Here is a 25,349-nt window from a genome sequence, read left to right on the forward strand (position 1 = left end):
CGTGCTTTGGTAGCCCACGGTAGTACAGGCATCCACCATAATGCAACCCCATGAATTCCCTGCTTTCTCTCCTGCAGCCCTACCCTTTTGAGCGGTTGAAGCAACTGTTTGCCGAGGTGACGCTCCCGGCCAACTATTCCGCGATCAGCCTGGGCATGGGCGAACCCCGCCATCCCACACCCCAGTTCATCAAAGATACGCTTTGCAGCCACCTGGAGGGATTGGCCAGCTACCCGGCCACCGCAGGGGACATCCGCTTGCGCACCGCTTTCACCGAGTGGATTCAGCGCCGCTATCAGCTCGACCTGAACCCCGCCACGCAGGTGCTCCCGATCAACGGCTCTCGCGAAGCACTGTTCGCATTTGCCCAAACAGTCATTGACGCGGCCCAGCCAGACCCCATGGTGGTCTGCCCCAACCCGTTCTATCAAATCTACGAAGGCGCAACCCTGCTGGCGGGCGCCAAGCCTTATTACGCCCCCAGCGACCCGGCCCGCAACTTCGCGGTGGACTGGGACAGCGTGCCGCTGGACGTATGGCAGCGCACCCAGTTGATCTTTGTGTGCTCCCCCGGCAATCCCACGGGTGCCGTCATGCCGCTGAACGAGTGGCACAAGCTGTTTGCCCTGAGCGACCGTTACGGCTTTGTCATCGCATCGGACGAGTGCTACAGCGAAATTTACTTCCGCGACGAGCCACCGCTGGGCGGCCTGGAAGCGGCCAAGAAGCTGGGGCGGCACGATTTCAAGAACCTGATCTCCTTCACCAGCCTGTCCAAGCGCAGCAACGTGCCCGGCCTGCGCAGCGGCTTCGTGGCTGGCGACGCAGCCTTGATCAAGAACTTCCTGCTCTACCGCACCTACCACGGCAGCGCCATGAGCCCCATCGTGCAAGAGGCCAGCATCGCGGCCTGGGGCGATGAGGAACATGTGGCGCAAAACCGGGCCCTGTACCGCAAGAAGTTCGCACAAGTCACCCCTTTGCTGGCAGGCGTGATGGATGTGGCCTTGCCCGATGCAGGTTTTTACCTCTGGGCCAAGGTGCCCGATGCACTGGGCATGACCGATGCCGAGTTCGCGAAGGCCCTTTTGGCTCAATACAATGTCACCGTGCTGCCCGGCAGCTATCTGGCCCGCGAGGCGCAGGGCAGCAACCCCGGCGCCCAGCGCGTGCGCATGGCCCTGGTGGCCGACACCGAAGAATGCGTGGAAGCCGCCCTGCGCATCGTCCAATTCATCCAATCCCGTACTGCTTGAACAACATGAGCCAACAACTGCAAAACACCATCGAAACCGCCTGGGAAAACCGCGCCAACCTGTCCCCCGCCTCTGCCCCCAAGGAAGTGGTGGACGCTGTGGAGCAAGTGATTGCCGAGCTGAACAACGGCACGCTGCGCGTGGCTACGCGTGAGGCTGTGGGCCAATGGACGGTGCACCAGTGGATCAAGAAGGCCGTGCTGCTGTCCTTCCGCCTCAAGGACAACGACGTCATCCAGTCGGGCGACCTGACTTTCTACGACAAGGTGCAAACCAAGTTTGCCCACCTGAGCGCTGATGAACTCAAGGCGACCGGCGTGCGCGTGGTGCCTCCAGCCGTGGCCCGCCGCGGCAGCTATATCGCCAAGGGCGCCATCCTGATGCCCTCTTACGTCAACATCGGCGCCTATGTGGGCGAAGGCACCATGGTGGACACCTGGGCCACCGTGGGCTCCTGCGCACAGATCGGCGCTGGCGTGCACCTGTCTGGCGGCGTGGGCATTGGCGGCGTGCTGGAGCCGCTGCAAGCGGGCCCCACCATCATTGAAGACAACTGCTTCATCGGTGCGCGCTCCGAAGTCGTCGAAGGCGTGGTGGTGGAAGAAAACTCGGTTCTGGGCATGGGCGTGTACCTGGGCCAAAGCACTCCCATCTTCAACCGCGCTACCGGCGAAATCAGCTACGGCCGTGTGCCTGCAGGCTCTGTGGTGGTCAGCGGCAACCTGCCCAAGACGGCCGCTAACGGCGCGCCTTACAGCATGTATGCCGCCATCATCGTCAAGCAAGTGGATGCGCAAACGCGCTCCAAGACCAGCATCAACGATCTGCTGCGCGACTGATCGCGCAGGCCCAGGGCTGGCGCGCACGCCGCGCCGGCCTGCCTTGAAAAGAGCCGCCTAGGCCGCTGGCAGACCCAGAACGAGAGGGAGATACCCATGAGTACGATGGAGCGGATTCTTCGCCTGATGAGCGAAAAGAAAGCGTCAGACGTTTACCTGTCTGCCAACGCCCCGGCGCTGATCAAGATCAACGGCGAGTGCATACCGATCAACAACCAGGTGCTGCCGCCAGACGCTCCACGCAACCTGCTGTCTGAAATCGTCCCCGCCGAGCGCATTGAAGAGCTGGAGGAAACCGGCGAGCTGAACATGGGCGTGCCGCTCTCCGGCGTCGGGCGCTTCCGTATCAGCGCCATGCGCCAGCGCGGCAGCTATGCCGTGGTGGTTCGCTTCATCTCGCAGCAGGTGCCCGATTTTGAATCGCTGAACCTGCCGCCCGTTCTGACGGAGCTGATTCTGGAAAAGCGCGGCCTGATCCTGGTGGTAGGCGCTACGGGCTCTGGCAAAAGCACCACCCTGGCCTCCATGATCGACACGCGCAACACCTTGATGTCCGGGCACATTCTCACCATCGAAGACCCGGTGGAATACCAGTTCCGCAACAAGAAATCGATCGTGAACCAGCGCGAGATCGGCAGTGACACCCAATCGCTGCAGACCGCCCTCAAGAACGCCCTGCGCCAGGCCCCTGACGTGATTCTGATCGGCGAAATCCGTGACCGGGAAACCATGTCCTCGGCCATCGCCTATGCGCAGTCGGGCCACTTGTGCCTGGCTACCTTGCACGGCAACAACAGTTACCAGGCGCTCAACCGCATTCTGAGCTTCTACCCTGCCGAGGTGCGGCCCACCATGCTCGGCGACCTGGCTTCGTCCCTCAAAGCCATCGTCTCGCAACGCCTGGTGCGCACGGTGGAAGGCGCACGCGTTCCTGCCGTGGAAGTCATGCTCAACACCAAGCTGGTGGCTGATCTGGTGGAAAAAGGCGACTTTTCCGGCGTCAAAGACGCCATGGAAAAGTCCATGGCCGAAGGTTCACAAACCTTTGAAGAAGCCCTTGCGCGCCTGATCATGGAAAAGAAGATCGACCGCAAAGAAGGCATGGCCTATGCCGATTCGCCCACCAACCTGATGTGGCGCCTGCAAAACGACTTTGCCCAGGCCGCCAATGCCGCGAAAGCGCAAAAAGAAGCCCGCGACACCCCCGACGACCAGCCCTCGTTCACCGAGATCGTGCTGGACGTCAAAGGCAGCTGAGCCCGTTGGGCCCAGCGCGCTTGAAACCTGTGATTGCCAATGACCCGTACCCTGCACCTTGCTGAACAACTGATCGCCCTGCCCTCCATCACGCCGCTGGACGAAGGATGCCTGGAACTGCTCGCGCAGCGCCTTCAACCCCTGGGATTTGTGTGCGAACGGCTGGACAGCGGGCCTGCCGATTTCCGTGTCAGCAACTTGTGGGCAAAAAGGCCTGCAGCGCAATCTGGACAAGCGCTATCAGCTATCAAAACCATAGTATTTGCAGGCCATACCGACGTGGTGCCCACAGGCCCGTTGGCCCAGTGGAGCAGTGACCCGTTCACCCCCACCCACAAGAACGGCAAGCTGTACGGGCGTGGTGCCAGCGACATGAAGACGTCCATTGCCGCGTTTGTGGTGGCCGTGGAAGAATTTCTGGCTGCCTACCCTGATGCACCGCTCAACATCGCTTTCTTGCTGACCAGCGACGAAGAAGGCCCTTCCGTAGATGGCACGAAGGTGGTGGTGGAGCAACTCCGCGCGCGGGGTGAGCCTCTCGACTATTGCATCGTGGGCGAGCCCACCTCGGTCGAACGCACGGGCGACATGATCAAGAACGGCCGCCGCGGCACCTTGAGCGGCAAGCTCACCGTGCGCGGCATCCAGGGCCACATCGCCTATCCCCAGCTCGCCCGCAACCCCATCCACCAGGCCCTGCCTGCGCTAGCCGAACTGGCAGCCACCGTATGGGACCAAGGCAACGCCTTCTTCCCGCCCACCAGCTGGCAGATCAGCAACATCCACGGGGGCACGGGCGCCACCAACATCATCCCCGGCGATGTGGTGGTGGACTTCAACTTCCGGTTCTGCACAGAATCCACAGCCGAAAGCCTGCAGCAGCGGGTGCACGCCGTGCTCGACCGCCATGGGCTGGAATACGACCTGCGCTGGACGCTGGGCGGCCAGCCCTTCCTGACTACGCCTGGAGAGCTGGTCACCGCAGTGCAACAAGCCATTGCCGGCGAAACGGGGCTTTCCACCGAACTGTCCACCACGGGCGGCACCAGCGACGGGCGTTTCATCGCCCAGATCTGCCCCCAGGTCATTGAACTGGGCCCGCCCAACGCCACGATCCACAAGATCGATGAGTATGTGGTGGTGGCCGACATTGAACCGCTGAAGAACATTTATCGCCGCACGCTGGAAAACCTGCGTCAGCAAGCGCTGGAACGCATGGCGGTGGCAGCATGAGCCACACCCCCACCCAACCCCTGACCGTCGCTGCCGCCGTCGCACGGGCTGCTCAGCGGTTGTCTTCTGCCGGACTGGCTTTTGGCCACGGCACGACCAACGCCGAAGACGAAGCCGCATGGCTGGTGTTGTGGCGCCTGGGACTGCCCCTGGACAGCGACCTGTCTGACGCGCCAGATTCCACCGCCCACCGCAACGTGACTGCAGAAGAAGCGGCTGCGGTCGATGCGTTGATCGACCAGCGCATCCAGACGCGCAAACCTGCGGCCTACCTTACGCATGAGGCCTGGCTGCAAGGCGTGCCGTTCTACGTGGACGAGCGCGCCATCGTGCCCCGCAGCTTCATCGCTGAACTGCTGGCCGACGGCAGCATTGACGACTTTTTGGGGGAACACACCCGCCGTGTGCTCGATTTGTGCACCGGCAATGGCAGCCTGGCCATCCTGGCCGCCATGGCGTACCCGGAAGTAGAAGTCACGGGCGCTGACATTTCTGCCGATGCGCTCGCCGTTGCGCGCATCAACGTGGACAAGCACGGCTTGGCGCAGCGCGTGCAGTTACAAATCTCGGACGGCATGGAGTCGCTACCCGGCCCGTGGGACTTGATTCTGTGTAACCCGCCCTACGTCAACGCGCAAAGCATGTCGAACCTGCCTGCCGAATACCGGGCAGAGCCTGAACTGGCCCTGGCAGGCGGCACCGATGGCATGGATTTCATTCGCAAGCTGCTGCGCGATGCGCCCGCACGCATGAGCGAACACGCCGTGTTGGTGCTGGAAATCGGCAACGAACGGGAATTTTTTGAAGCTGCCTTCCCGACATTGCCCGTGTTCTGGATCGAAACCAGCGCCGGTGAAGACCAAGTGCTGCTGGTCACCCGCCAAGCCTTGCTGGGACAAGGCTGACGGCAGGTGGGCGGCGCTTCCTGCGCTTTCGCCCTCTTCCCGAAACCGGGCCCAGACCACCCGGTCACTGAAACCCCGATAATAGAAGGCTGCCTCCAGCCCACCGCACACACTCACCGTGTGCCGCGTTGATGGGCCAGGGGCCTACCCTACACAGGGTGGACGGGGCAACGCACTGCGCAGCCCCCGCCCTGCCCGCATTCTCATGATCACTCTCAAAAATATCGTCCTGCGCCGGGGCACCAAGGTGCTGCTGGACAACGTCTCCGTCACACTCAACCCCGGTGAAAAAGTCGGCTTGGTGGGGCGCAATGGCGCAGGCAAATCCACCCTGTTTGCCCTGCTCAATGGCACGCTGCACGAAGACGGCGGCGATTTCTCCATTCCCAGGCAATGGCGCATGGCCCAGGTGGCCCAGAACATGCCGGAAACCGACGAAACCGCCACGGCTTTCGTGCTGGCGGGCGACACCCGGCTGGCAGAGCTGCACGCCCAGCGCCTGCAACTCGAGAACAGCGACGCCAGCTACGACGACCCAGAACACGGCATGGCCATTGCCCAGGTCTACACCGACCTGGCTGACGCAGGCGACCACGATGCAGAGCCGCGCGCCCAGGCGCTGATCCTGGGGCTGGGCTTTCAGGCGCATGAGCTTGACCGCCCGGTCAACAGCTTCTCGGGCGGCTGGCGTATGCGGCTGCAGCTCGCACGCGCGCTGATGTGCCCTTCTGACTTACTGCTGCTGGACGAGCCCACCAACCACTTGGACTTGGATGCGCTGGTGTGGCTCGAAGCCTGGCTCAAAAAATACGCCGGCACGATGATCGTCATCAGCCATGACCGCGAGTTTCTGGATGCCGTCACCAACGTCACGCTGCAAATCGACAGCGCCAAGCTAACGCGCTACGGCGGCAACTACAGCAAGTTTGAAGAACTGCGTGCCCAGCAAATGGAGCTGCAACAGGCCGCCTACGCCAAGCAGCAGGACAAGATTGCGCACCTGCAGAAGTTCATTGACCGCTTCAAGGCCAAAGCCAGTAAAGCCAAGCAGGCGCAAAGCCGCGTCAAGGCGCTGGAACGCATGGAACGCGTCGCGCCCCTGCTGGCCGAGGCCGAGTTCACCTTCGAGTTCAAGGAACCGGTCAACCTGCCCAACCCGATGCTTGCCATCAGCGATGCTTCGTTTGGCTACCAGACCGACGACGGCAACAAAACCATTCTGCAAGGCGTCAACCGCTCGGTTCTGGCCGGGCAACGCATCGGCATCCTGGGTGCGAATGGCCAGGGCAAATCCACGCTGGTGAAAACCATCGCCCGCGAAATGGCGCCACTGGCTGGCACGGTGACGGAGGGCAAGGGCCTGTCCATCGGCTACTTCGCCCAGCAGGAACTGGACGTGCTGCGCCCTGGCGAAAATCCGCTGGAGCACATGATCCGCCTGGCCCGCGAGATGGGCGCCAATGCCCGCGAATCCACCCGCGAACAGGACCTGCGCAGCTTTCTGGGCAGCTTCAACTTCAGCGGCGACATGGTCAAGCAGGCCGTGGGCACCATGAGCGGCGGCGAAAAAGCCCGCCTGGTGCTGGCCATGATGGTCTGGCAACGCCCCAACCTGCTGCTGTTGGACGAGCCTACCAACCACCTCGACCTGGCCACACGCGAGGCCCTGTCGATGGCTCTCAACGAATTCGAGGGCACCGTGATGCTGGTCAGCCATGACCGGGCCCTGCTGCGCGCGGTGTGCGACGAATTCTGGCTGGTCGGGCGTGGCGTGGTCGGCCCCTTCGACGGGGATCTGGACGACTACCAGCGCTACCTGCTGGAAGAATCCAAGCGCCTGCGCGAGCAAACGCGCCAGGACGAGGCCGCCGCCCGCATCGCAGCAGCAGCCCCAGCCACCCCCGCGCCAGAAACGGCGCCTCCTCCATCTGCGGCTGCGGCCCCCGCGCCTCAGATCAAGGACAGCAAAGAACAGCGCCGCCTGGATGCCCAGGCGCGCCAGCAACTGGCAGACAAAGCCCGCCCGCTCAAGAAAGAGCTGGAGCAGATCGACAAACGCTTGGCCACCTTGGCGGCCGAGCGTTCTGAACTGGAAACCCGGCTCACCCAGCCCCTGCCCCCTGCGGAAATTGCCGACTGCGGCAAACGACTCAAGCAAGGGCAGGACGAAACGGAGAAGTTGGAAGAGCGGTGGCTGGAGATTTCTGCGGCCCTGGAAGACATGGGTGCCAGCAGCCCTGCTTGAATGAGCATCACCGGCTACTGCTGACGATTTCTGGGCTTAGCGCTTACCCAGAAAGCGCTAGCAGCTATCAATTCAGGAGCAAATCAAGCCATACAAAAAACAGAAATTTTTTGGATCATGGTGTCAACCGGGCATGCACGGCACACGTTGTGGTTCCATCACAGGAGTTTTCCAGTATGAACACCACCCACATGTTGAACGCTTGGCCCGACGACGAACGCGATCGCAAACGCTCTCCTGCCCGCTGCTGAGCAACAGGCGACATTGGCGTCGCATCTCAAGGTTCCTCTTTCAAAGCCCCGGACTCCGGGGCTTTTTTCTGCCTGCGAGTTTCTGGAAGGTGGCGCAGCCCCCTCCATCTCTGACCGAAACCGGTGCAAGTTTTTGTGTTTGTGAAGGCGATGCTGTCAACCACCCATCTGCTAAGTGCGTTGACTGACTATCTCAGGAGCTTTTCCCATGAACACCGCAATTTTGAACGCTTGGCCCGACGACGAACGTGACCGCAAACGCGCACCGGCAGCGCTTTGATTGGCATGTTGAGCATTCGGTATGTGGGTCTTTTTTAGCCCCATGAAATGCTCACCCTAGGTGTAGAAAAACGCTGAATCTCCTACCGCCGATACACCCAAATTACCAAGGGAACGTGATTGTCACGTTCCCTTTTTTCATGGCGCCGCCTGCAAGCCCACCGCAGTGGAAAGCTGGGCAGACCCCCACGCACACACAGTGCGACACCGGGGCAGCGCGCTGCTTCTTCCCAGCACCAAGCCAAATGTGCCGCGGCTTGCAATCATAAAATTTGATTTATTTGAAAAAAATTTATGATAAAAACATAAAATATAGACTTCATCTCAAAGTGGCGAGCACCATGCCCATCTCCCTGCCCAGCGTCATCAGCATGCGTGCGTTCCAGATACGCCTGCTCAACTGGATACTGCTGGCCAATGTGGGGTTCAGCCTGGTTCTGCTAGTTCTGGGGCTGACGCCGCTCATCGTGCCGCCGCCCTATTGGAGCCAGGTGCTGATGGGGGGCATATTGCTCATGCTGGCGTTGTGGGCGATTGTGCGGACAGCCCCCCAGCACTACGTCGCGGTCTCTGTCGTGATGACGGTGGCGGCGCTGTTGCTGTTCACCTATGCACTCACGAAATCTCAGGCCAATGAGCTGCGAGCCCTCTGGTTCCTCACGGGGGTAGGCACTGGTTACATCCTGCTGGGCAAGCGAGCGGGTATTGCTTACACGTTTGCCAGTCTGGCACTGGTGCTGGGTACCAACAGCATCCAACCCCACCCTTACACGCAGCACGCGCTGATCGTTTTCACGCTGGCAACGCTGTTGTGCAGCATGTGTTTTCATATCTTCGTTTCGCATGGCGAGCGCCTGTACAAGCACCTGTCCAAGCGCGAGCAGCAGTACCGGCTGCTCACTGAAGGGGCCGAGGACGTGATCTGGCGCATCAACCCAGACATGACGGTGGCAGATGTGAGTTCTGCCGACGAGCGACTGCGCGGCGTGCCTGCGCATGAAGTGATTGGGCGGCCCATCTCCGCCATCTTGACGGCCGAGGGCGCACAGCGCCTGGACCAGGCCCTTCGCCAGAAAGAACGCCTAGCCATCCTGCCGCTGCCTTGCAAGAACGGCGAAATTCGCTGGTTTGAAATGACTGGCCGGGCCTATTTCGACGCCCGTGGCCGGCCCGCTGGGTACCACAGCATTGGCTGCGATGTGACAGAGCGTGTGCGCCTGGAGAGCGTGCTGCAGCAAGAGCGGCAATTGCTGGAAGAGCGGGTCAAGGAGCGCACGTCTGCTCTGTCTGTGGCCAAGCAGGCGGCTGAAGCCGCATTGCGCACCAAAACCGTGTTCCTGGCGAATATGGGGCACGAGCTGCGCACGCCCATGACGCTCATCATGGGGATGACGGAACTGGCACTGAAGCGTGCGGCCGTGGCCGATGTGCGACCCATGCTGCAAGAAGTGCAAACGGCCGCGAAAAAGCTCATGGTGCTGCTCAACGATCTGATCGACCTGGCGGCGCTGGAGGCACACCAGGTCCCCTTCCAGCAAGAGCCTTTGTCTGTGCCCGAGGTGGCTGCCAGCTCGGTAAGGCTGATCGCCCCGCTTGCGGCACAAAAAGGCTTGTCGCTGGAACTCGTGCCCGCATCAGGCCTGCCCGCACAGTGGCATCTGGGTGACGCAGAACGCATCCAGCAAGTGCTGCTGAACCTGCTCGACAACGCCGTGAAGTTCAGCCACAGCGGCGCCATCCGCCTGGAGATCCATGCCCAGGAAGCGGGCGGGCGCACCACATGGTCGTTGCGGGTCATCGATCAGGGCATTGGTATTGCCGCCGCAGACCAACCCCGGCTGTTCACGATCTTTGAGCAAATGGACGGATCGGCGACGCGCTCTTTTGAAGGCGCCGGGCTGGGGCTGGCGCTTTGCAAGCGCTTGGTAGAAGGCATGGGCGGACGCGTGGGCGTGGAGAGCGAATTGGGCAAGGGCAGCTGCTTCTGGGTTGAGTTGACCTTGCCAAGCGCGCCGAGCCAGGGCGACGCTACTCCTCCAACAGGTCTTACTCCCGCTTAATCCTCAGCCGGGTCGCAGGGGGGGGGGCACCAGCGCTCGCCTAACGTACAGCCTTGGGCTTGAGCAACTCTTGCTGCGCGGCCACGGTTTCGCGCAGAAATGCCCAGGTTACCTGCATACGTGCCAGGTGTTTGGATTCCGACGGCATGCTCATCCAGAACGTGCGGGTGAACTGCCCTTCTTGCGGCAAGACGCGCGTGAGCACCGGGTCGCGGTCAGCCAGAAACGCAGGCAACACCGCCAGGCCTGCCCCCGCGCGCACGGCTTCGTATTGCGCCGTGATGCTGGTGCTGCGAAACGCGAAGCGCTCGGGCTGGTGCAAAGCGTCCAGAAACTGCAGCTCTTTGGTGAACAGCAAATCGTCCACATAGCTCACGAACGCATGGTGGCGCAGGTCTTCGCGCGTGGCCACCAGCGGCTTGCGGGCCAGATACTCGCGCTGGCCGTACAGATACAGGCTGTAGTCAGAAAGCCGGCTCACGATGACCGAGCCGCGTGTGGGCCGCTCCAGCGATATCACGATGTCCGCCTCGCGCCGCGACAGGTGCAGCATGCGCGGCAGCGCCAGCAGGTCAATCGACAAATGCGGGTGCTTGCGCGTGAGCTGTGCCAGGTGTGGAGCCAAAATCAGCGTGCCAAACCCCTCGGTCGCGCCCACCCGCACCAGGCCTGAGGGCCCCTCGTGCGATGCTGGTGCGGCGCGTTCTGCGCCCATCACTGCAGATTCCATCGCCTCCACCACCGGCAGCAACTGGCGCCCGGCCTCGGTCAGCCGGTGCCCTCCGGCCTCGCGCGCAAACAGCGCTGCGCCCATCTGCTTTTCCAGCGCCTGGATGCGGCGCGACACGGTGGTGTGCTCCACCGCCAGGCGCCGGGCCGCCGCGGCCAGCGTGCCCGCACGGGCCAGCTCCAGAAAATAGCGCAGGTTGTCCCAATCCATACCAGTCGTCCTCTCTCGCGGCCGTTTCATGCGCCGCATACGATGTGCATTTTTGCAGATCAAAAGTGCACAAATTCATATTGTTATTTGTTTTTTGCACACATACCATGCGGCAGCTGGCTTTGCTACTGCACTGCTGTCCTGAAGCACCCCTTTGAGGAGACAACATGAACGCACCTACATCCACGGCCGTCCTGGCCCCCACCGTCAAGCTGCTCATTGGCGGCCAGTTTGTTGAATCCCAAACCACGCAGTGGCGCAACGTGGTGAATCCCGCCACGCAAGAAGTGCTGGCCCGCGTGCCCTTCGCTACGCCCGAAGAAATCAACGCCGCCGTGGCCAGCGCCAAGGAAGCGTTCAAGACCTGGAAGAAGACCCCCATCGGCACCCGCTCGCGCATCTTCCTGAAGCTGCAGCAGCTGATCCGTGAAAACATGAGCGAGCTGGCCGCACTGCTCACGGCCGAGCAAGGCAAGACCCTGCCCGACGCAGAAGGCGATGTCTTCCGCGGCCTGGAAGTGGTTGAACACGCCGCTGGCATTGGCAACCTGCAACTGGGCGAGCTGGCCAACAACGTGGCCAATGGCGTGGACACCTACACCGTGCTGCAGCCCCTGGGCGTGTGCGCGGGCATCACCCCCTTCAACTTCCCCGCCATGATCCCGCTGTGGATGTTCCCCATGGCCATTGCCACGGGCAACACCTTTGTGCTCAAGCCCTCTGAGCAAGACCCCATGGTGACCATGCGCCTGTGCGAACTGGCGCTTGAAGCCGGTACCCCCCCAGGCGTGCTCAACGTGGTGCATGGCGGTGAAGACGCCGTGAACGCCATTTGCGACCACGCTGATATCAAAGCCATCAGCTTCGTAGGATCCACCAAGGTCGGCACCCATGTGTACAACCGCGCCAGCCTCAACGGCAAGCGTGTGCAGTGCATGATGGGCGCGAAGAACCACGCCATCGTGGTGCCCGACGCGAACAAGGAACAAACCCTGAACGCCCTGGCCGGTGCCGCCTTTGGCGCCGCAGGCCAGCGCTGCATGGCCCTGTCGGTCGTCATTCTGGTGGGCGAATCGCAGAAGTGGATTCCGGAACTGGTGGCCAAGGCCAAGACCCTGAAGGTGAGCGGCGGCACGGAAAAAGGCACCGACGTAGGCCCACTGATCTCCTGCGCCGCCCGCGACCGCGTGGTGGGCCTGATCGAGCGCGGCATTGCCGACGGCGCCACCCTGGAACTGGACGGCCGCAACCCCAGCGTGCCCGGCTACGAAAAGGGCAACTTCGTGGGCCCAACGATTTTCAGCGGCGTCAAGCCCGGCATGTCCATCTACGGCCAGGAAATCTTTGGCCCCGTGCTGTGCCTGGCCGCTGCCGACACGCTGGACGAAGCCATTGAATTCATCAACGCCAACCCCAACGGCAACGGCACGGCCATCTTCACGCAAAGCGGCGCAGCAGCGCGCAAGTTCCAGGAAGAGATCGACGTGGGCCAGGTCGGCATCAACGTGCCAATTCCTGTGCCCGTGCCAATCTTCTCGTTCACCGGTTCGCGCGCTTCCAAGCTGGGCGACCTGGGCCCCTACGGCAAGCAAGTCGTGATGTTCTACACACAGACCAAGACGGTGACTGCACGCTGGTTTGACGACAGCACCGTGAGCCAGGGCGTGAACACCACGATCAGCTTGAAGTGACATCCCCCTGAGGCGCTGCGCGCCTTCCCCCTTCTCTCGCGCTTTGCGCGGGAAGGGGGACGCCACCCGTGCCTGAACCTCTGGATGGCGGCTCTTGCACGGTGGCACTGGCCTGGGCAGCGCCGGTTTCGAGCACTGCAGGCGGTGGTAAAAGCAGCGCATGCAAACTTTTCAGACAACGACGATGCGGAGATGGGCCATGGTCTTCGGTACTGCGTGCGTGATGCAGATGGGTAGCCTGGCCCTCGCCCAGGCTGGCGCTGCCTGCCAACCCGGCGGCACGGTTGCCGAAGTCAATGCCTGCGCGGTGCAAGACTTTCAAGCCGCAGACACCACCATCCAGATCCTGTACGAAGACGTGATGCGCGCTCTGTCGGCCCACGAACGCCCGCAACTGCGGCAAGAACATTCCGCCTGGGTGCGCCAGCGCACGGTGCAATGCAAGCGCGAAACCCAAGCCACCGAAACCCAGCCCGAAGGCCCGCGCCTGTACCACCAGTGCCTCACGCGCAAGACGCAAGAGCGGCGCAAAGGCCTGATGCGCTGGCTGAGCAACGACAGCCCAGCCAAGCCCTGAGGCCTTGACGCCCCATTCACCCAAAGCCCCACAACAACACAAGAGACAACGCCATGGACTTTGAGCTGACCGAAGAACAACGCGCCTTTGCCCAAACCGCCCGCGACTTTGCCCTGGCCGAACTGGCCCCGCACGCGGCCGAGTGGGACGCCGAAGGCATCTTCCCCAAAGACGCCATCGCCAAGGCGGGCGAACTGGGCTTTTGCGGCCTGTATGCGCCTGAAGCCGCAGGCGGCCTCGCCCTGCCCCGCCTGGATGCCACGCTGGTGTTTGAAGAAATGGCGGCGGTTGACCCCAGCACCACCGCCTTCATCACCATCCACAACATGGCCACCTGGATGCTGGGCACCTGGGCCCAGCCCGCCGTGCGCGACCACTGGGGCCCGCTGCTCACCACCGGGCAAAAGCTCGCCAGCTACTGCCTGACCGAGCCCGGCGCGGGCTCTGACGCCGCATCGCTCAAAACCCGCGCCGAGCTGGTGGGCAACGAATACGTCATCAACGGCAGCAAGGCCTTCATCAGCGGCGCAGGCAGCACCGATGTGCTGGTGCTCATGGCCCGCACCGGTGATGCGCGATCCGGCGCCAGCGGCATCAGCGCCTTTGCCGTGCCCGCCGATGCGCCCGGCATCACCTACGGCAAAAAAGAACACAAGATGGGCTGGAACAGCCAGCCCACCCGCACCATCAGCTTTGACAACGTGCGCATCCCCGCCAACCACTTGCTGGGGCAAGAAGGCGAAGGCTTCAAGATCGCCATGAAGGGGCTGGACGGCGGGCGCATCAACATCGCCACCTGCTCCGTCGGCGCTGCCCAGGGCGCGCTCACCCAGGCGCAGCAATACATGCAAGACCGCAAGCAGTTTGGCAAAAGCATCGCCAGCTTTCAGGCCCTGCAGTTCAAGCTGGCCGACATGGCTACCGAGCTGGTCGCCGCCCGCCAAATGGTGCGCCTGGCCGCCAGCAAGCTCGACGCCGGGGCGCGCGACGCCACCACCTACTGCGCCATGGCCAAGCGCTTTGCCACCGATGCAGGCTTTACCGTGGTGAACGAGGCCCTGCAGCTGCACGGCGGCTACGGCTACATCCGCGAATACCCGCTGGAGCGCCTGCTGCGCGACGCCCGCGTGCACCAGATTCTGGAAGGCACCAACGAAATCATGCGCGTCATCATCGCCCGCCGCATGCTCGATGGCGATGCGCCGGAGGTGATTCGCTGATGCCCCAGCGCTCGCCTGAACGCGCTGTTTTTGATAGCTGCCTGCGCTTACCCATCAAGCGCTAGCGGCCTATTTCAGGCTCTTCTAGCGAATGCTAGTGATGCACTCGATAAATGTCGTACGTCGAAATCGTCGTTTACAGACGTGCGGCGATTTCCATCACTACTATTCGCTAGAAGAGCCCTATTTCACTCAAGGCCATGGCCACCCGCCCACTCAGCGACGAAACCCTGCACCTCATCGGTGCCCTGCGCACGGCCCTAGCGCAGCGCAGCGATGTGGACGAGCGCACCATGTTTGGCTGCTACTGCTTCTTTGTAGACGGCAAGCTGTGCATGGGCGTGAAGGGCGAAGAGTTGCTGGTGCGCCTGCCGCCAGATCGCCATGGCGAATTTCAAGAGATGCAGAACACCCGCGAACTCTCGCCCGGCGGCTGCATGCAAGGCTACTTCTGGGTGGAGCCCAACGGCTACGCCACGCGGGCGCAGTGGCGCTTTTGGCTGGACGAAGCCCTGGCCTACAACCCGCGGGCCAAGGCATCGCCGCGCCGCAAGCCCACGCTAGCGAAAACAGTAGCCAACACTGCGCCCAAGGCAGCGGCCAAAAAGTCAGCCACCGCGCCGAAGGGGCCATCAGGAAAAGCAGGCAACGCAGGCAAACGGCACAGCATTTTTGACGAGGACGACTGATGCAGAGCAATCACAGTCAAAAAGGCCTACAGCGCTTATCCAACAAGCGCCAGCAGCTACCAATTCAATAGCAATCACTTTTCACTTCACCTTAGACCGACCACAGGAGACAACACATGAAAATCGCATTCATCGGCCTCGGCAACATGGGCGGCCCCATGGCACACAACCTGCACAAGGCAGGCCACGAAGTGCGCGCGTTTGACCTGTCCCAACCCGCCCGCGACAAGCTGGCCGCAGACGGCGTGCCCATCGCCGCCGACGCCAAAGCCGCCGTGCAAGGCGCCGAAGTCGTCATCACCATGCTGCCCGCCAGCCAGCATGTGGAAGGCCTGTTTTTAGGCGCGGGCGAGCTGCTGGCCCAGCTACCCGCAGGCACGCTGATCATCGACTGCTCCACCATCGCTGCCGCCACCTCCCGCAAGGTGGCCGAAGCCGCCCAAGCCAAGGGCGTGGCCTTTATCGACGCCCCTGTGTCCGGCGGCACCGGCGGCGCCATCGCAGGCACCCTCACCTTCATGGTGGGCGGCGACACAGCCGACCTGGAACGCGCCCGCCCCATCCTCGAAAAAATGGGCGCCAACATCTTCCACGCAGGCGCCGTGGGCGCAGGCCAGACGGCCAAGATCTGCAACAACATGCTGCTGGGCATCTTGATGGCAGGCACCAGCGAAGCCATTGCCCTGGGCGTAGCCAACGGCCTGGACCCCAAGGTGCTGAGCGAAATCATGCGCCGCAGCTCGGGCGGCAACTGGGCGTTGGAGAAGTACAACCCCTACCCCGGCGTGATGGAAACCGCGCCTGCCAGCAAAGGCTACGCGGGCGGTTTTGGCACGGACCTGATGCTCAAGGACTTGGGCCTGGCACAAGAGAACGCTGCAGCAGTGAAGGCCAGCACCCCACTGGGCGGCTTGGCGCGCAACCTGTATGCCATGCACTCGATCGCCGGCAATGGTGCGCTGGACTTCTCAAGCATCATCAAGACGGTATTGAAGTAAGCCGCTGAAGTGATCCGATGTGGTGGGCGACTACCGCATCCGCAAGTTCACTATCAAAAAAATAGCTGCTAGCGCTTTTTACATAAGCGCTAGCAGCTTTTTTACATCAACCCCTAGCGAAGAGCCTCAACGCCAGGGATGGCAGATGGGTGGTGCACCGACCTGCAGTGACGCGGCTCACATCTGGTCGATCATCACCTGACCAAAGCCCGAGCAGCTCACCTGGGTTGCACCGTCCATCAGTCGGGCAAAGTCGTAGGTCACCTTCTTGCTGCCAATGGCTTTTTCCAGTGAAGTCAGGATCAGGTCGGCCGCTTCCTTCCAGCCCATGTGGCGCAGCATCATCTCGGCGGAGAGGATTTCAGAGCCGGGGTTCACATAGTCCTTGCCCGCATATTTGGGCGCGGTGCCGTGGGTGGCTTCAAAGCAGGCCACCGAGTCGGACATGTTGGCGCCCGGCGCGATGCCGATGCCGCCCACCTGTGCGGCCAGCGCGTCAGAGATGTAGTCGCCGTTCAGGTTGAGCGTGGCCACCACCGAGTACTCGGCGGGGCGCAGCAAGATCTGCTGCAGGAAGGCATCGGCAATGCTGTCCTTGATGATGATTTCCTTGCCCGTCTTGGGGTTGGCAAACTTGCACCATGGGCCGCCGTCGATCAGCTCGGCGCCAAACTCCTTTTGCGCCAGGGCGTAGGCCCAGTCGCGGAAGCTGCCTTCGGTGTACTTCATGATGTTGCCCTTGTGCACGATGGTCACGCTGGGCTTGTTGTGGTCAATGGCGTATTGAATGGCCTTGCGGATCAGACGCTCGGTGCCTTCACGCGAGACGGGCTTGATGCCGATGCCCGAGGTGTTGGGGAAGCGGATCTTGGTGGCGCCCAGTTCATTCTGCAAAAACGCGATGAGCTTCTTGGCCTTGTCGGACTCGGCGGGGAATTCAATGCCCGCGTAGATGTCTTCCGAGTTCTCGCGGAAGATGACCATGTTGGTCTTTTCAGGCTCTTTCAGCGGCGATGGCACGCCCTTGAAGTACTGCACGGGGCGCAGGCACACGTACAAATCCAGCTCCTGACGCAGGGCCACGTTCAGCGAGCGGATGCCGCCGCCCACGGGCGTGGTGAGCGGCCCCTTGATGGACACCACGTAGTCGCGCACGGCCTGCAGGGTTTCGTCGGGCAGCCACACATCGGGGCCATAGATGCGGGTGGCCTTCTCGCCCGCAAACACTTCCATCCACTGGATCTTGCGCTTACCGCCGTAGGCCTTGGCCACGGCAGCATCCACCACCTTGATCATCACGGGCGTGATGTCGCGGCCCACGCCATCGCCTTCAATGAACGGGATGATGGGCTGATCGGGCACGTTCAGCGACATGTCGGCGTTGACGGTGATCTTCTGCCCCTCGGCAGGAACCTGGATGTGCTGGAAAGTGGTCATGGGCAAGGGTCTCCGTAGCGGCTAAACAGGGTTCAACCGGTGAATCAGGGGTTAGCGGGATGGCCTGCGGGCGGCAAGCGCCCGGCCAGGCGGCAAACTTTTTCATTTTAGGGCCTGTTGTTCGGCCCGGCGCACAACGCGGAACCTGCACCCAGGGCAAGCCTCCAAACACAAGCCTCCAAACCCGCGGCGGCGCCCGCCAGAGTTCGATGAAAATGCGGGCCAGTCGCGCAGCGCGCAACCCAGCAACCTTTCCTGAAAGCCACCATGCCCCGCCTTTCACCCGCCACCGCCCGGCTGCTTGCCACCAGCCTGATTGCCCTGGCCAGCACAGCCCCCGCCGCCGCCCAAGGCCAACCCCAAATGAACTTGCCGCGCATCGAAATCACGGCGGGCATGCACCGCATTGAGGCGCAGGTGGCGGCATCGCCCCAGGAGCGCCAAACCGGCCTGATGCACCGCAAGGAAATGCCCGCACATGAAGGCATGTTGTTCGTGTTTGAACAGCCCGCCACGCAGTGCTTCTGGATGAGGAACACGCTGCTGCCACTGACTGCGGCCTTTGTGGCCGATGACGGCACCATCGTGAACCTGGCCGACATGAAGCCACAAACCGAAGACTCGCACTGCTCTGCCAAGCCCGTGCGCTACGTGTTGGAGATGAACCAGGGCTGGTTTGCGCAAAAGGGTATCAAGCCGGGGAGCAAGCTGGTGAATGCAGTCGTGTTCAACGCCAAGAAATGAGTCGCTGACCCGCTATCCGCGCGGGCTGCGCCCATAAAAAAACGGCCTTGCGGCCGTTTTTTTATGCTCTGGTGAAACCAGTCATCAGGCGAAGTTGGCTTCGGCAAACTTCCAGTTGACCAGCTTGTCCAGGAAGGTTTCCACGAACTTGGGACGCAGGTTGCGGTAGTCGATGTAGTAGGCGTGTTCCCACACGTCCACGGTCAGCAGGGCCTTGTCGGCGGTGGTCAGGGGCGTGCCAGCAGCGCCGGTGTTGACGATGTCCACGCTGCCGTCAGCCTTCTTCACCAGCCATGTCCAGCCCGAGCCGAAGTTGCCCACGGCGCTCTTGACGAAGGCTTCCTTGAAAGCGGCATAAGAGCCGAACTTGGCGTTGATGGCTTCAGCCAGGGCGCCCGTGGGTTCGCCGCCGCCGTTGGGGGCCATGCAGTTCCAGAAGAAGGTGTGGTTCCAGATTTGGGCTGCGTTGTTGTAGATGCCGCCGGAGGACTTCTTGATGATCTCTTCCAGAGTCATCGATTCAAACTCGGTGCCCTTTTGCAGGTTGTTCAGGTTCACCACATAGGCGTTGTGGTGCTTGCCATGGTGGAACTCCAGCGTTTCCTGGCTGTAGTGAGGGGCCAGTGCGTCGATGGCGTAGGGCAGCGGGGGCAGGGTATGTTCCATGGTGGTGATTCCTCGTGGTTTGCAATGCAGGAAGAGCGGCAGCCGTCTGCTGGCAGCGGGCCGCCGCGCTGGCGCGCAGTTTGACGCGACTTGGCATTGTAGAAAGATCCATAGCCCTGTGCTGAGAAGTGGCGATCAGGCGACGGTCATTCGCCCGTAACGCACGGCGCTACCACCGCCGCAGCGCGTTACAGCAGGCGGGGCTGGTCTACGGTCACGTCCAGCACCCCGTCTGCCAGCGTGGCGCGCAAGGCATCGCCCAGGCGGGCCTGGCCCACACTGGTCACCGCGTGGCCGTGGCTGTCGGTCAGCAGGGCATAGCCGCGCTGCAGCACCAGGTGCGGGTTCAGCAGCTCCAACTGCATGCGGGCGCGTTCCAGCCGGTCAGACTGCAGGGCGATGTGGCGCGCCGTTTTTTGAGCGAAATCGGCCTCCAGCGCTTTGTGCTTAAGCGTTAGCCGCTCTAAATTCAATAGCATTCCGTGCCGCAGGCGCTGCGCGCAGCGGGCCAGGCGCAACTGCTCGCGCGCAGCCAGGCCCGATGGGCGCCCCAGCCGCTGCGCAGCCTGGTCCAGCCGCTGGTGGCGCAGGTCGATCTGGCGTTGCACGGCGCTCTCCAGCCGGTCGGCCAGCAAATCAAGGGCGCCCAGCCACACCTCGCGCGGCTGGGCCACCAGTTCGGCGGCTGCCGTGGGGGTGGGCGCGCGCAGGTCGGCGCAAAAGTCGGCAATGGTGAAATCGGTCTCGTGCCCCACCCCGCTGACCAGCGGCACCGGGCTTTGCACAATGGTGCGCGCCAGTTGCTCGTCGTTGAAGGCCCACAAGTCCTCCATCGACCCACCACCGCGCACCAGCAAGATCACATCCACCACCGGGGTTGTTTCGCCGTCTGCCGGGGCTTCGCCTTCAGCCAATGCGTACATCTGCCGCAGGGCGGTCACCATGGATTGGGGCGCTGCGGCGCCCTGCACCTGCGCAGGGATGAGCACCACCGGGATGTGCGGCACGCGGCGCCGCAGGGCTGTCACCACATCGTGCAAGGCGGCTGCGCCCAGTGAGGTGATCAAACCGATGCCCCGTGGCTGCACCGGCAGCGGGCGTTTGCGGCGCGGGTCGAACAGGCCTTCGCCTTCCAGCTGGGCTTTGAGGCGCAGGAACTGCTCGAACAAAGCGCCCTGCCCCGCGCGCTGCATGCTTTCAACGATGAACTGCAGATCGCCCCGGGCCTCGTACACCCCCAGGCGCCCGCGCACTTCCACCAGTTCCCCATCGCGCGGCGAAAAGTCAAGCAGGCCTGCCGCCCGGCGGAACATGGCACAGCGCAACTGGCCGTTGGCGTCCTTGATCGAAAAGTAGCAATGCCCGCTGGATGCGCGTGAGAAGCCGGTGATCTCGCCGCGCACCGCGACAGGATTGAACCGGGCCTCCAGCGCATCAGCAATGGCGCGGCACAGCGCGCCAACTTCCCAGATTCGCGGCGCCGCTGCGGGCTGTGGCGACTCAAACATAGCCCAGCCCTGGGGTTGACAGAGCGCCTGCGGGGTCAGTACTCCACAACCGGGGGCGTGCAGCAGTGCAACATGGACCCGAGACACCCACACCGTGCAAAACAAGCAGACACGTACAAGTTATTGATTTATAAGACATTTTTGCTGTTCAATTTTTCAGCAATCTGTTCCAAGCACGGATTGGCGCGGGTTCAAGTGGGATACCCACCCGCTTACCCACAAAGTTATCCACAGATTTTGTGAGCGAGTGGCACATGCCAGACTGGCAGATTTCTCGTAACGGTTTGTGACCTCAAAGCGCCAGCCACGTGGGCCATAATTGCCGGCTGACTACATCCGAGCGGAGAGAGAATTGCTGTCCATCATACAAGCCGCAGGCTGGCCCATCTGGCCCCTTATTGCCTGCTCTGTCCTGGCGCTGGCCTTGATTTGCGAGCGCTTCATCTCTCTGAAAACAGCGCGCATCGCGCCCCCGAAGCTGCTGGATGAAGCCATCACCGTTTCGTCGCGTTCGCTGCCCACGCCCGACGTGGTGAACCAGCTGGCCCAAAGCTCTGCGCTGGGTGAGGTGCTGGCTTCCGGGCTGCGCGCACTCAACAACAACCCCCAGTGCAGCGAGGCTGACCTGCGCGCCACCATGGAAGGCAGCGGCCGCGCCGTGGCCCACCGGCTTGAAAAGTACCTGAGCGCGCTGGGCACCATCGCCTCTGCAGCGCCTTTGTTGGGCTTGCTGGGCACCGTCATCGGCATGATCGAGATTTTTGGCTCGCAAACGGGCGGAACCGGTGCCATGGGCAGCGGCAACCCTGCGCAGCTGGCGCACGGCATCTCTATTGCCCTGTACAACACGGCGTTTGGTCTGATTGTCGCCATCCCTGCGCTGATCTTCTGGCGCTACTTCCGTGGCCGCGTGGATGCCTACCTGCTGACCCTGGAGCTGGCGTCCGAGCAGTTTGTGCGCCACATCCTGCGCCACCGCAAGTAAGCAGCGCGGGGTATGCCCATGAACTTCCGCCCCCGTGCGAAGGATGAGCCCGAGATCAACCTGATCCCGTTCATCGACGTGCTGCTGGTGATCCTCATCTTTCTGATGCTGACCACCACCTACAGCAAATTCACCGAGCTACAGCTGACCCTGCCCGTGGCCGACGCCGAGCAGCAGCGTGACCACCCCAAGGAAGTCATCGTGGCAGTGGCGGCAGATGGCCGCTATGCCGTGAACAAAACCGGCGTCGAAGGCAAAAGCGTGGACGCCGTGGCCCTGGCGCTGCGCAGCGCTGCCAGTGCCGGCAAAGACAGCGTCGTGATCATCAGCGCAGATGCAACGGCCCCCCACCAGTCCGTGGTCACCGTGATGGAAGCTGCCCGGCGCGTGGGGCTGACGCAGATCACCTTCGCCACGCAATCCACCGCGGGCACTCGCGCGGGCAGCCGCTGAGCGGCATGGCAACGCAGCCGCCCTTGCCCCCTTCTACCGGGCAGGCCGCGCAGACCAAGGCCGCTGGCAGTGCTCCGCAGGGCTGGCCAGCCATGTGGCTGCACCGCAACCTGCGCAGCTGGACGCTGTGGCCCGTGTCCCAGCTCTACCGCGCCCTGATCGCCTTGCGTGCAGCGCTCTACAAGATGGGCGCGCTCCGTTCCCAGCATCCCGGCAAGCCGGTCATCGTGGTGGGCAATGTGGTGGCGGGAGGGTCGGGCAAAACCCCGGTGGTGATGGCCTTGGTGCGCTACCTGCAGAGCCAGGGGCTGCGCCCCGGCGTCATATCGCGCGGCTACGGCCGTACCACCACGGACTGCCGCGCTGTGCTGCCCCATGCTGAGGCCAGTGCAGTCGGCGATGAACCCTTGCTGATCGCTACCCAATGCCAAGTGCCGGTGTACGTGGCCCGCCAGCGCATTCAGGCGGCGCGTGCGCTGCTGGCGCAGCACCCGGACACCGACGTGCTGGTATGTGACGATGGCCTGCAGCACCTGGCCCTGGCACGCGACATCGACATTTGCATCTTCAACGCACAAGGCACGGGCAATGGCTTTTTACTGCCCGCAGGCCCCTTGCGCGAACCCTGGCCGCGCCCCGTGGACTGGGTGCTTTACGCGGGCGACACCCCTCCCCCGCCTGCCGCCACTGGTGGCAACAAGGGCGGCTCAAAGGCTCCAGCCTTTCCCGTCCACCGCCGCCTGGCCGACCATGCCGTGGCGGCAGACGGCACAGCCGTTGCGCTGAGCACCCTGCGCGGCCGCCCCCTGCATGCCGTGGCAGCGATTGGCCAACCGGGTGCCTTTTTTGCCATGCTGGAGGAAGCCGGCCTGACGCTGGCACAGGCAGAAGCCCTGCCAGATCACTATGATTTTGATAGCTGGTCGCGCTTATCCAGCAATGCCGAAGTGCTGATTTGCACTGAAAAAGACGCCGTCAAACTCTGGAAAAAGCACCCCGACGCACTGGCCGTACCGCTGGAGTTAGCGCTGGACGCGCGTTTTTTGCAGGGCCTGAAAGATCAATTGCTGGCGCTTGCAGCGCCGCTATCATCGACCACCCCGCCTGCGCGCTGAGCGCATGGCCCCCTGTCTGATTCTGAATTGCCCGCCATGGACCCCAAGCTGCTCGAACTGTTGGTATGCCCAGTCACCAAAGGCCCATTGACCTATGCCAAGGAGACCCAAGAGCTGATCTCCCGCAGCGCGCGTCTGGCCTACCCTGTGCGCGATGGCATTCCCGTGCTGCTCGAAAACGAGGCACGCACCCTGACTGACGAGGAGCTGGAGGCATGAGCCACGGCGTAAAGCCGCCCGCATCCACCAGCCCGTCGGCTTTCACCGTGCTGATTCCGGCACGTTTGGCATCGACGCGCCTGCCCAACAAACCCCTGGCAGACATTGCCGGCCTGCCCATGGTGGTGCGCGTGGCACAACGCGCACAGCAAAGCAAGGCCGAGCGCGTGGTCGTGGCGGCAGACGACGAACTCATCCTGCAAGCCTGCCAGCAGCACGGCGTGCAAGCCCTGCTGACGGACAAAGACCACGCCAGCGGCAGCGACCGCCTCGCCCAGGCCTGCGCCCAGCTGGGCTTGCAGGGTGACGACATCGTCGTCAACGTGCAAGGCGACGAACCCCTGATGGATCCTGCGTTGATCGACGAAGTGGCGGCGCTGCTGTCGGCCCACACCGATGCCAGCATGGGCACGGCCGCGCATGCCATCGCCTCGCAAGCCGACTACCTGAACCCGAACGTGGTGAAGGTGGTGCTGGACGCCCGCAACATGGCGCACTATTTCAGCCGGGCACCCATCCCGTGGTCCAGAGACCAATCCGATCTGGCCTGGTGGCATGAAGAACAGATGGCACCTGCCGTGCGCAGCGCCTCTGCAAGCTTTGCACCGCTGCGCCACGTCGGCATCTACAGCTACCGGGCCGGTTTTCTGAGGCAGTTTCCGCAGCTGCCCCCGGCGCCCACGGAAGCTGTCGAGGCACTGGAGCAGCTCAGGGCCCTGTGGCATGGCCACCGCATTGCCGTCCATATCGCCGCTTCGGCCCCTGGCCCCGGTGTGGACACCCCCGAAGACCTCGAAAAAGTTCGCGCTATTTTGGCGTTGCAGGGCCAAGCCCACTGAGCCGCGTGCAAGGGGTGGCGCAAGTGCCAAGCGTAAGCCAGAGCCAAGCTGTCACATGCTATCCTTGCCCGCCACAAGAGCACGGCATCCTGGACGCCGCACCGCGCCCCTGCTAGCCGTGCCACACGATTTCTAACCTTGAGGACCTCCATGAGACTGATTCTGCTGGGCGCGCCGGGCGCCGGAAAGGGCACGCAAGCCACCTTCATCTGCCAGAAGTACGGCATCCCGCAAATCTCTACCGGCGATATGCTCCGCGCAGCAGTCAAGGCAGGTACACCACTGGGCCTGCAGGCCGATGCCGTGATGAAGGCCGGTGCACTGGTCAGCGATGAACTGATCATCAATCTGGTCAAAGAGCGCATTGCCCAGCCCGACTGCGCCAAGGGTTTCCTCTTCGACGGTTTCCCCCGCACCATTCCCCAGGCCGATGCCATGAAGGCTGCCGGCGTCAAACTGGACTACGTGCTGGAAATTGATGTGCCCTTCGAAGCCATCATCGAACGCATGAGCGGCCGCCGCTCCCACCCCGCCAGTGGCCGCACCTACCACGTCAAGTTCAATCCTCCGAAGGTGGAAGGCAAAGACGATGTCACCGGTGAAGACCTGATCCAGCGCGAAGACGACAAGGAAGAAACCGTCAAGAAGCGCCTGCAGGTGTACAGCGACCAGACCCGCCCCCTGGTGGATTACTACAGCAACTGGGCCAAGAGCGAGCCATCGCTGGCTCCCAAGTACCGTGCCATCAGCGGCACCGGCAGCGTCGAAGAAATCACGGCGCGCGCCCTGGAAGCGCTGAGCAGCTGAGTTCTGCCATGCCATCCGGCGTGATGCAGCAGGCACTTCTGCACATTGCTCTGGACTACGCCCCTCAAAAGCCCCGGTAGGCACCCAGCCTGCCGGGGCTTTTTGCGTTCAGCCAGCCCAATCGGTGTGTGCTCTT

The 25,349-nt window shown here is 62.7% G+C and carries 23 protein-coding genes; 19 read left to right on the plus strand and 4 right to left on the minus strand.

Features of this window, described 5'->3' with window-relative positions:
* Window positions 1-50: 50 nt before the first annotated feature.
* The 7 genes from dapC (at window position 51) to IHV84_RS02310 (ending at window position 10,325) form a co-directional block, all read left to right on the plus strand.
* Complete coding sequence (gene dapC, locus IHV84_RS02280) at window positions 51-1,256, plus strand: succinyldiaminopimelate transaminase (RefSeq protein ID WP_198845641.1); 1,206 nt, start codon at window positions 51-53, stop codon at window positions 1,254-1,256.
* A 5-nt stretch (window positions 1,257-1,261) separates the two neighbouring features.
* Window positions 1,262-2,095, plus strand: coding sequence for a 2,3,4,5-tetrahydropyridine-2,6-dicarboxylate N-succinyltransferase (gene dapD, locus IHV84_RS02285; RefSeq protein ID WP_142084204.1), 834 nt, complete (start codon window positions 1,262-1,264; stop codon window positions 2,093-2,095).
* A gap of 96 nt (window positions 2,096-2,191) precedes the next feature.
* Entirely contained in the window at window positions 2,192-3,352 is a 1,161-nt protein-coding gene (locus tag IHV84_RS02290; RefSeq protein ID WP_198845642.1) for a PilT/PilU family type 4a pilus ATPase, read from the plus strand.
* Window positions 3,353-3,391: 39 nt separating this feature from the next.
* Window positions 3,392-4,585: a succinyl-diaminopimelate desuccinylase gene (gene dapE / locus IHV84_RS02295; RefSeq protein WP_198845643.1), complete on the plus strand. Its 1,194-nt coding sequence runs from the start codon at window positions 3,392-3,394 to the stop codon at window positions 4,583-4,585.
* Window positions 4,582-5,490: a 50S ribosomal protein L3 N(5)-glutamine methyltransferase gene (gene prmB / locus IHV84_RS02300; RefSeq protein WP_198845644.1), complete on the plus strand. Its 909-nt coding sequence runs from the start codon at window positions 4,582-4,584 to the stop codon at window positions 5,488-5,490. The genes dapE and prmB overlap by 4 nt, the downstream gene beginning before the upstream one ends.
* Before the next feature lie 205 nt (window positions 5,491-5,695).
* On the plus strand, window positions 5,696-7,735 hold the full coding sequence (locus IHV84_RS02305) for an ABC-F family ATP-binding cassette domain-containing protein (protein ID WP_198845645.1): 2,040 nt from the start codon (window positions 5,696-5,698) through the stop codon (window positions 7,733-7,735).
* A gap of 871 nt (window positions 7,736-8,606) precedes the next feature.
* A complete protein-coding gene (locus tag IHV84_RS02310) occupies window positions 8,607-10,325 on the plus strand; it encodes a PAS domain-containing sensor histidine kinase (RefSeq protein ID WP_198845646.1) in 1,719 nt (572 codons plus the stop codon).
* Window positions 10,326-10,365: 40 nt separating this feature from the next.
* Here IHV84_RS02310 and IHV84_RS02315 read toward each other — a convergent pair whose 3' ends face one another.
* Window positions 10,366-11,265 (minus strand): LysR family transcriptional regulator, encoded by a 900-nt coding sequence (locus IHV84_RS02315; protein WP_066694741.1) that lies wholly within the window; start codon window positions 11,263-11,265, stop codon window positions 10,366-10,368.
* A gap of 167 nt (window positions 11,266-11,432) precedes the next feature.
* On the opposite strand from IHV84_RS02315, the gene IHV84_RS02320 reads away from it, so the two are divergent.
* From IHV84_RS02320 to mmsB, 5 genes are all read left to right on the plus strand, one after another.
* Complete coding sequence (locus IHV84_RS02320; RefSeq protein WP_198845647.1) at window positions 11,433-12,956, plus strand: CoA-acylating methylmalonate-semialdehyde dehydrogenase; 1,524 nt, start codon at window positions 11,433-11,435, stop codon at window positions 12,954-12,956.
* 199 nt (window positions 12,957-13,155) lie between these two features.
* Window positions 13,156-13,533, plus strand: coding sequence for a lysozyme inhibitor LprI family protein (locus tag IHV84_RS02325; RefSeq protein WP_082758716.1), 378 nt, complete (start codon window positions 13,156-13,158; stop codon window positions 13,531-13,533).
* A gap of 53 nt (window positions 13,534-13,586) precedes the next feature.
* Window positions 13,587-14,753, plus strand: a complete 1,167-nt coding sequence (locus IHV84_RS02330) for an acyl-CoA dehydrogenase family protein (RefSeq protein ID WP_198845648.1) — start codon at window positions 13,587-13,589, stop codon at window positions 14,751-14,753.
* Between the two features lie 200 nt (window positions 14,754-14,953).
* Complete coding sequence (locus IHV84_RS02335; protein ID WP_198845649.1) at window positions 14,954-15,442, plus strand: TfoX/Sxy family protein; 489 nt, start codon at window positions 14,954-14,956, stop codon at window positions 15,440-15,442.
* Window positions 15,443-15,558: 116 nt separating this feature from the next.
* Window positions 15,559-16,440, plus strand: a complete 882-nt coding sequence (gene mmsB / locus IHV84_RS02340; RefSeq protein ID WP_198845650.1) for a 3-hydroxyisobutyrate dehydrogenase — start codon at window positions 15,559-15,561, stop codon at window positions 16,438-16,440.
* A gap of 177 nt (window positions 16,441-16,617) precedes the next feature.
* Here mmsB and icd read toward each other — a convergent pair whose 3' ends face one another.
* Window positions 16,618-17,877, minus strand: a complete 1,260-nt coding sequence (icd, locus tag IHV84_RS02345) for an NADP-dependent isocitrate dehydrogenase (protein WP_198845651.1) — start codon at window positions 17,875-17,877, stop codon at window positions 16,618-16,620.
* Between the two features lie 267 nt (window positions 17,878-18,144).
* On the opposite strand from icd, the gene IHV84_RS02350 reads away from it, so the two are divergent.
* On the plus strand, window positions 18,145-18,621 hold the full coding sequence (locus IHV84_RS02350; protein WP_198845652.1) for a DUF192 domain-containing protein: 477 nt from the start codon (window positions 18,145-18,147) through the stop codon (window positions 18,619-18,621).
* A gap of 84 nt (window positions 18,622-18,705) precedes the next feature.
* On the opposite strand, the gene IHV84_RS02355 is transcribed toward IHV84_RS02350, so the two are convergent.
* Both IHV84_RS02355 and xseA read right to left on the minus strand, forming a co-directional pair.
* On the minus strand, window positions 18,706-19,287 hold the full coding sequence (locus IHV84_RS02355) for a superoxide dismutase (protein ID WP_066690166.1): 582 nt from the start codon (window positions 19,285-19,287) through the stop codon (window positions 18,706-18,708).
* 188 nt (window positions 19,288-19,475) lie between these two features.
* A complete protein-coding gene (gene xseA / locus IHV84_RS02360; RefSeq protein ID WP_198845653.1) occupies window positions 19,476-20,795 on the minus strand; it encodes an exodeoxyribonuclease VII large subunit in 1,320 nt (439 codons plus the stop codon).
* Window positions 20,796-21,147: 352 nt separating this feature from the next.
* On the opposite strand from xseA, the gene IHV84_RS02365 reads away from it, so the two are divergent.
* From IHV84_RS02365 to adk, 6 genes are all read left to right on the plus strand, one after another.
* Window positions 21,148-21,780, plus strand: a complete 633-nt coding sequence (locus IHV84_RS02365; protein WP_044394778.1) for a MotA/TolQ/ExbB proton channel family protein — start codon at window positions 21,148-21,150, stop codon at window positions 21,778-21,780.
* A gap of 18 nt (window positions 21,781-21,798) precedes the next feature.
* A complete protein-coding gene (locus IHV84_RS02370; RefSeq protein ID WP_044394781.1) occupies window positions 21,799-22,233 on the plus strand; it encodes a biopolymer transporter ExbD in 435 nt (144 codons plus the stop codon).
* Between the two features lie 92 nt (window positions 22,234-22,325).
* Window positions 22,326-23,348, plus strand: a complete 1,023-nt coding sequence (gene lpxK / locus IHV84_RS02375) for a tetraacyldisaccharide 4'-kinase (protein WP_233099669.1) — start codon at window positions 22,326-22,328, stop codon at window positions 23,346-23,348.
* A 36-nt stretch (window positions 23,349-23,384) separates the two neighbouring features.
* On the plus strand, window positions 23,385-23,567 hold the full coding sequence (locus IHV84_RS02380; protein ID WP_044394786.1) for a Trm112 family protein: 183 nt from the start codon (window positions 23,385-23,387) through the stop codon (window positions 23,565-23,567).
* Entirely contained in the window at window positions 23,564-24,406 is an 843-nt protein-coding gene (gene kdsB / locus IHV84_RS02385) for a 3-deoxy-manno-octulosonate cytidylyltransferase (RefSeq protein ID WP_066699384.1), read from the plus strand. Before IHV84_RS02380 ends, kdsB begins: the two co-directional genes overlap by 4 nt.
* Before the next feature lie 150 nt (window positions 24,407-24,556).
* Window positions 24,557-25,213, plus strand: coding sequence for an adenylate kinase (gene adk / locus IHV84_RS02390; protein WP_044394792.1), 657 nt, complete (start codon window positions 24,557-24,559; stop codon window positions 25,211-25,213).
* Window positions 25,214-25,349: the final 136 nt, after the last annotated feature.

Origin of the sequence: Acidovorax sp. IB03 (assembly GCF_016406015.1) — a bacterium.
Lineage (GTDB): Bacteria > Pseudomonadota > Gammaproteobacteria > Burkholderiales > Burkholderiaceae_C > Acidovorax > Acidovorax temperans.

Excerpts from the sequence above, each read along its gene's own strand:
- dapC (WP_198845641.1), top strand. The coding sequence starts at position 51 with ATGAATTCCCTGCTTTCTCTCCTGCAGCCCTACCCTTTTGAGCGGTTG.
- dapD (WP_142084204.1), top strand. The coding sequence starts at position 1,262 with ATGAGCCAACAACTGCAAAACACCATCGAAACCGCCTGGGAAAACCGC.
- IHV84_RS02290 (WP_198845642.1), top strand. The coding sequence starts at position 2,192 with ATGAGTACGATGGAGCGGATTCTTCGCCTGATGAGCGAAAAGAAAGCG.
- dapE (WP_198845643.1), top strand. The coding sequence starts at position 3,392 with ATGACCCGTACCCTGCACCTTGCTGAACAACTGATCGCCCTGCCCTCC.
- prmB (WP_198845644.1), top strand. The coding sequence starts at position 4,582 with ATGAGCCACACCCCCACCCAACCCCTGACCGTCGCTGCCGCCGTCGCA.
- IHV84_RS02305 (WP_198845645.1), top strand. The coding sequence starts at position 5,696 with ATGATCACTCTCAAAAATATCGTCCTGCGCCGGGGCACCAAGGTGCTG.
- IHV84_RS02310 (WP_198845646.1), top strand. The coding sequence starts at position 8,607 with ATGCCCATCTCCCTGCCCAGCGTCATCAGCATGCGTGCGTTCCAGATA.
- IHV84_RS02315 (WP_066694741.1), bottom strand. The coding sequence starts at position 11,265 with ATGGATTGGGACAACCTGCGCTATTTTCTGGAGCTGGCCCGTGCGGGC.
- IHV84_RS02320 (WP_198845647.1), top strand. The coding sequence starts at position 11,433 with ATGAACGCACCTACATCCACGGCCGTCCTGGCCCCCACCGTCAAGCTG.
- IHV84_RS02325 (WP_082758716.1), top strand. The coding sequence starts at position 13,156 with ATGGTCTTCGGTACTGCGTGCGTGATGCAGATGGGTAGCCTGGCCCTC.
- IHV84_RS02330 (WP_198845648.1), top strand. The coding sequence starts at position 13,587 with ATGGACTTTGAGCTGACCGAAGAACAACGCGCCTTTGCCCAAACCGCC.
- IHV84_RS02335 (WP_198845649.1), top strand. The coding sequence starts at position 14,954 with ATGGCCACCCGCCCACTCAGCGACGAAACCCTGCACCTCATCGGTGCC.
- mmsB (WP_198845650.1), top strand. The coding sequence starts at position 15,559 with ATGAAAATCGCATTCATCGGCCTCGGCAACATGGGCGGCCCCATGGCA.
- icd (WP_198845651.1), bottom strand. The coding sequence starts at position 17,877 with ATGACCACTTTCCAGCACATCCAGGTTCCTGCCGAGGGGCAGAAGATC.
- IHV84_RS02350 (WP_198845652.1), top strand. The coding sequence starts at position 18,145 with ATGCCCCGCCTTTCACCCGCCACCGCCCGGCTGCTTGCCACCAGCCTG.
- IHV84_RS02355 (WP_066690166.1), bottom strand. The coding sequence starts at position 19,287 with ATGGAACATACCCTGCCCCCGCTGCCCTACGCCATCGACGCACTGGCC.
- xseA (WP_198845653.1), bottom strand. The coding sequence starts at position 20,795 with ATGTTTGAGTCGCCACAGCCCGCAGCGGCGCCGCGAATCTGGGAAGTT.
- IHV84_RS02370 (WP_044394781.1), top strand. The coding sequence starts at position 21,799 with ATGAACTTCCGCCCCCGTGCGAAGGATGAGCCCGAGATCAACCTGATC.
- lpxK (WP_233099669.1), top strand. The coding sequence starts at position 22,326 with ATGTGGCTGCACCGCAACCTGCGCAGCTGGACGCTGTGGCCCGTGTCC.
- IHV84_RS02380 (WP_044394786.1), top strand. The coding sequence starts at position 23,385 with ATGGACCCCAAGCTGCTCGAACTGTTGGTATGCCCAGTCACCAAAGGC.
- kdsB (WP_066699384.1), top strand. The coding sequence starts at position 23,564 with ATGAGCCACGGCGTAAAGCCGCCCGCATCCACCAGCCCGTCGGCTTTC.
- adk (WP_044394792.1), top strand. The coding sequence starts at position 24,557 with ATGAGACTGATTCTGCTGGGCGCGCCGGGCGCCGGAAAGGGCACGCAA.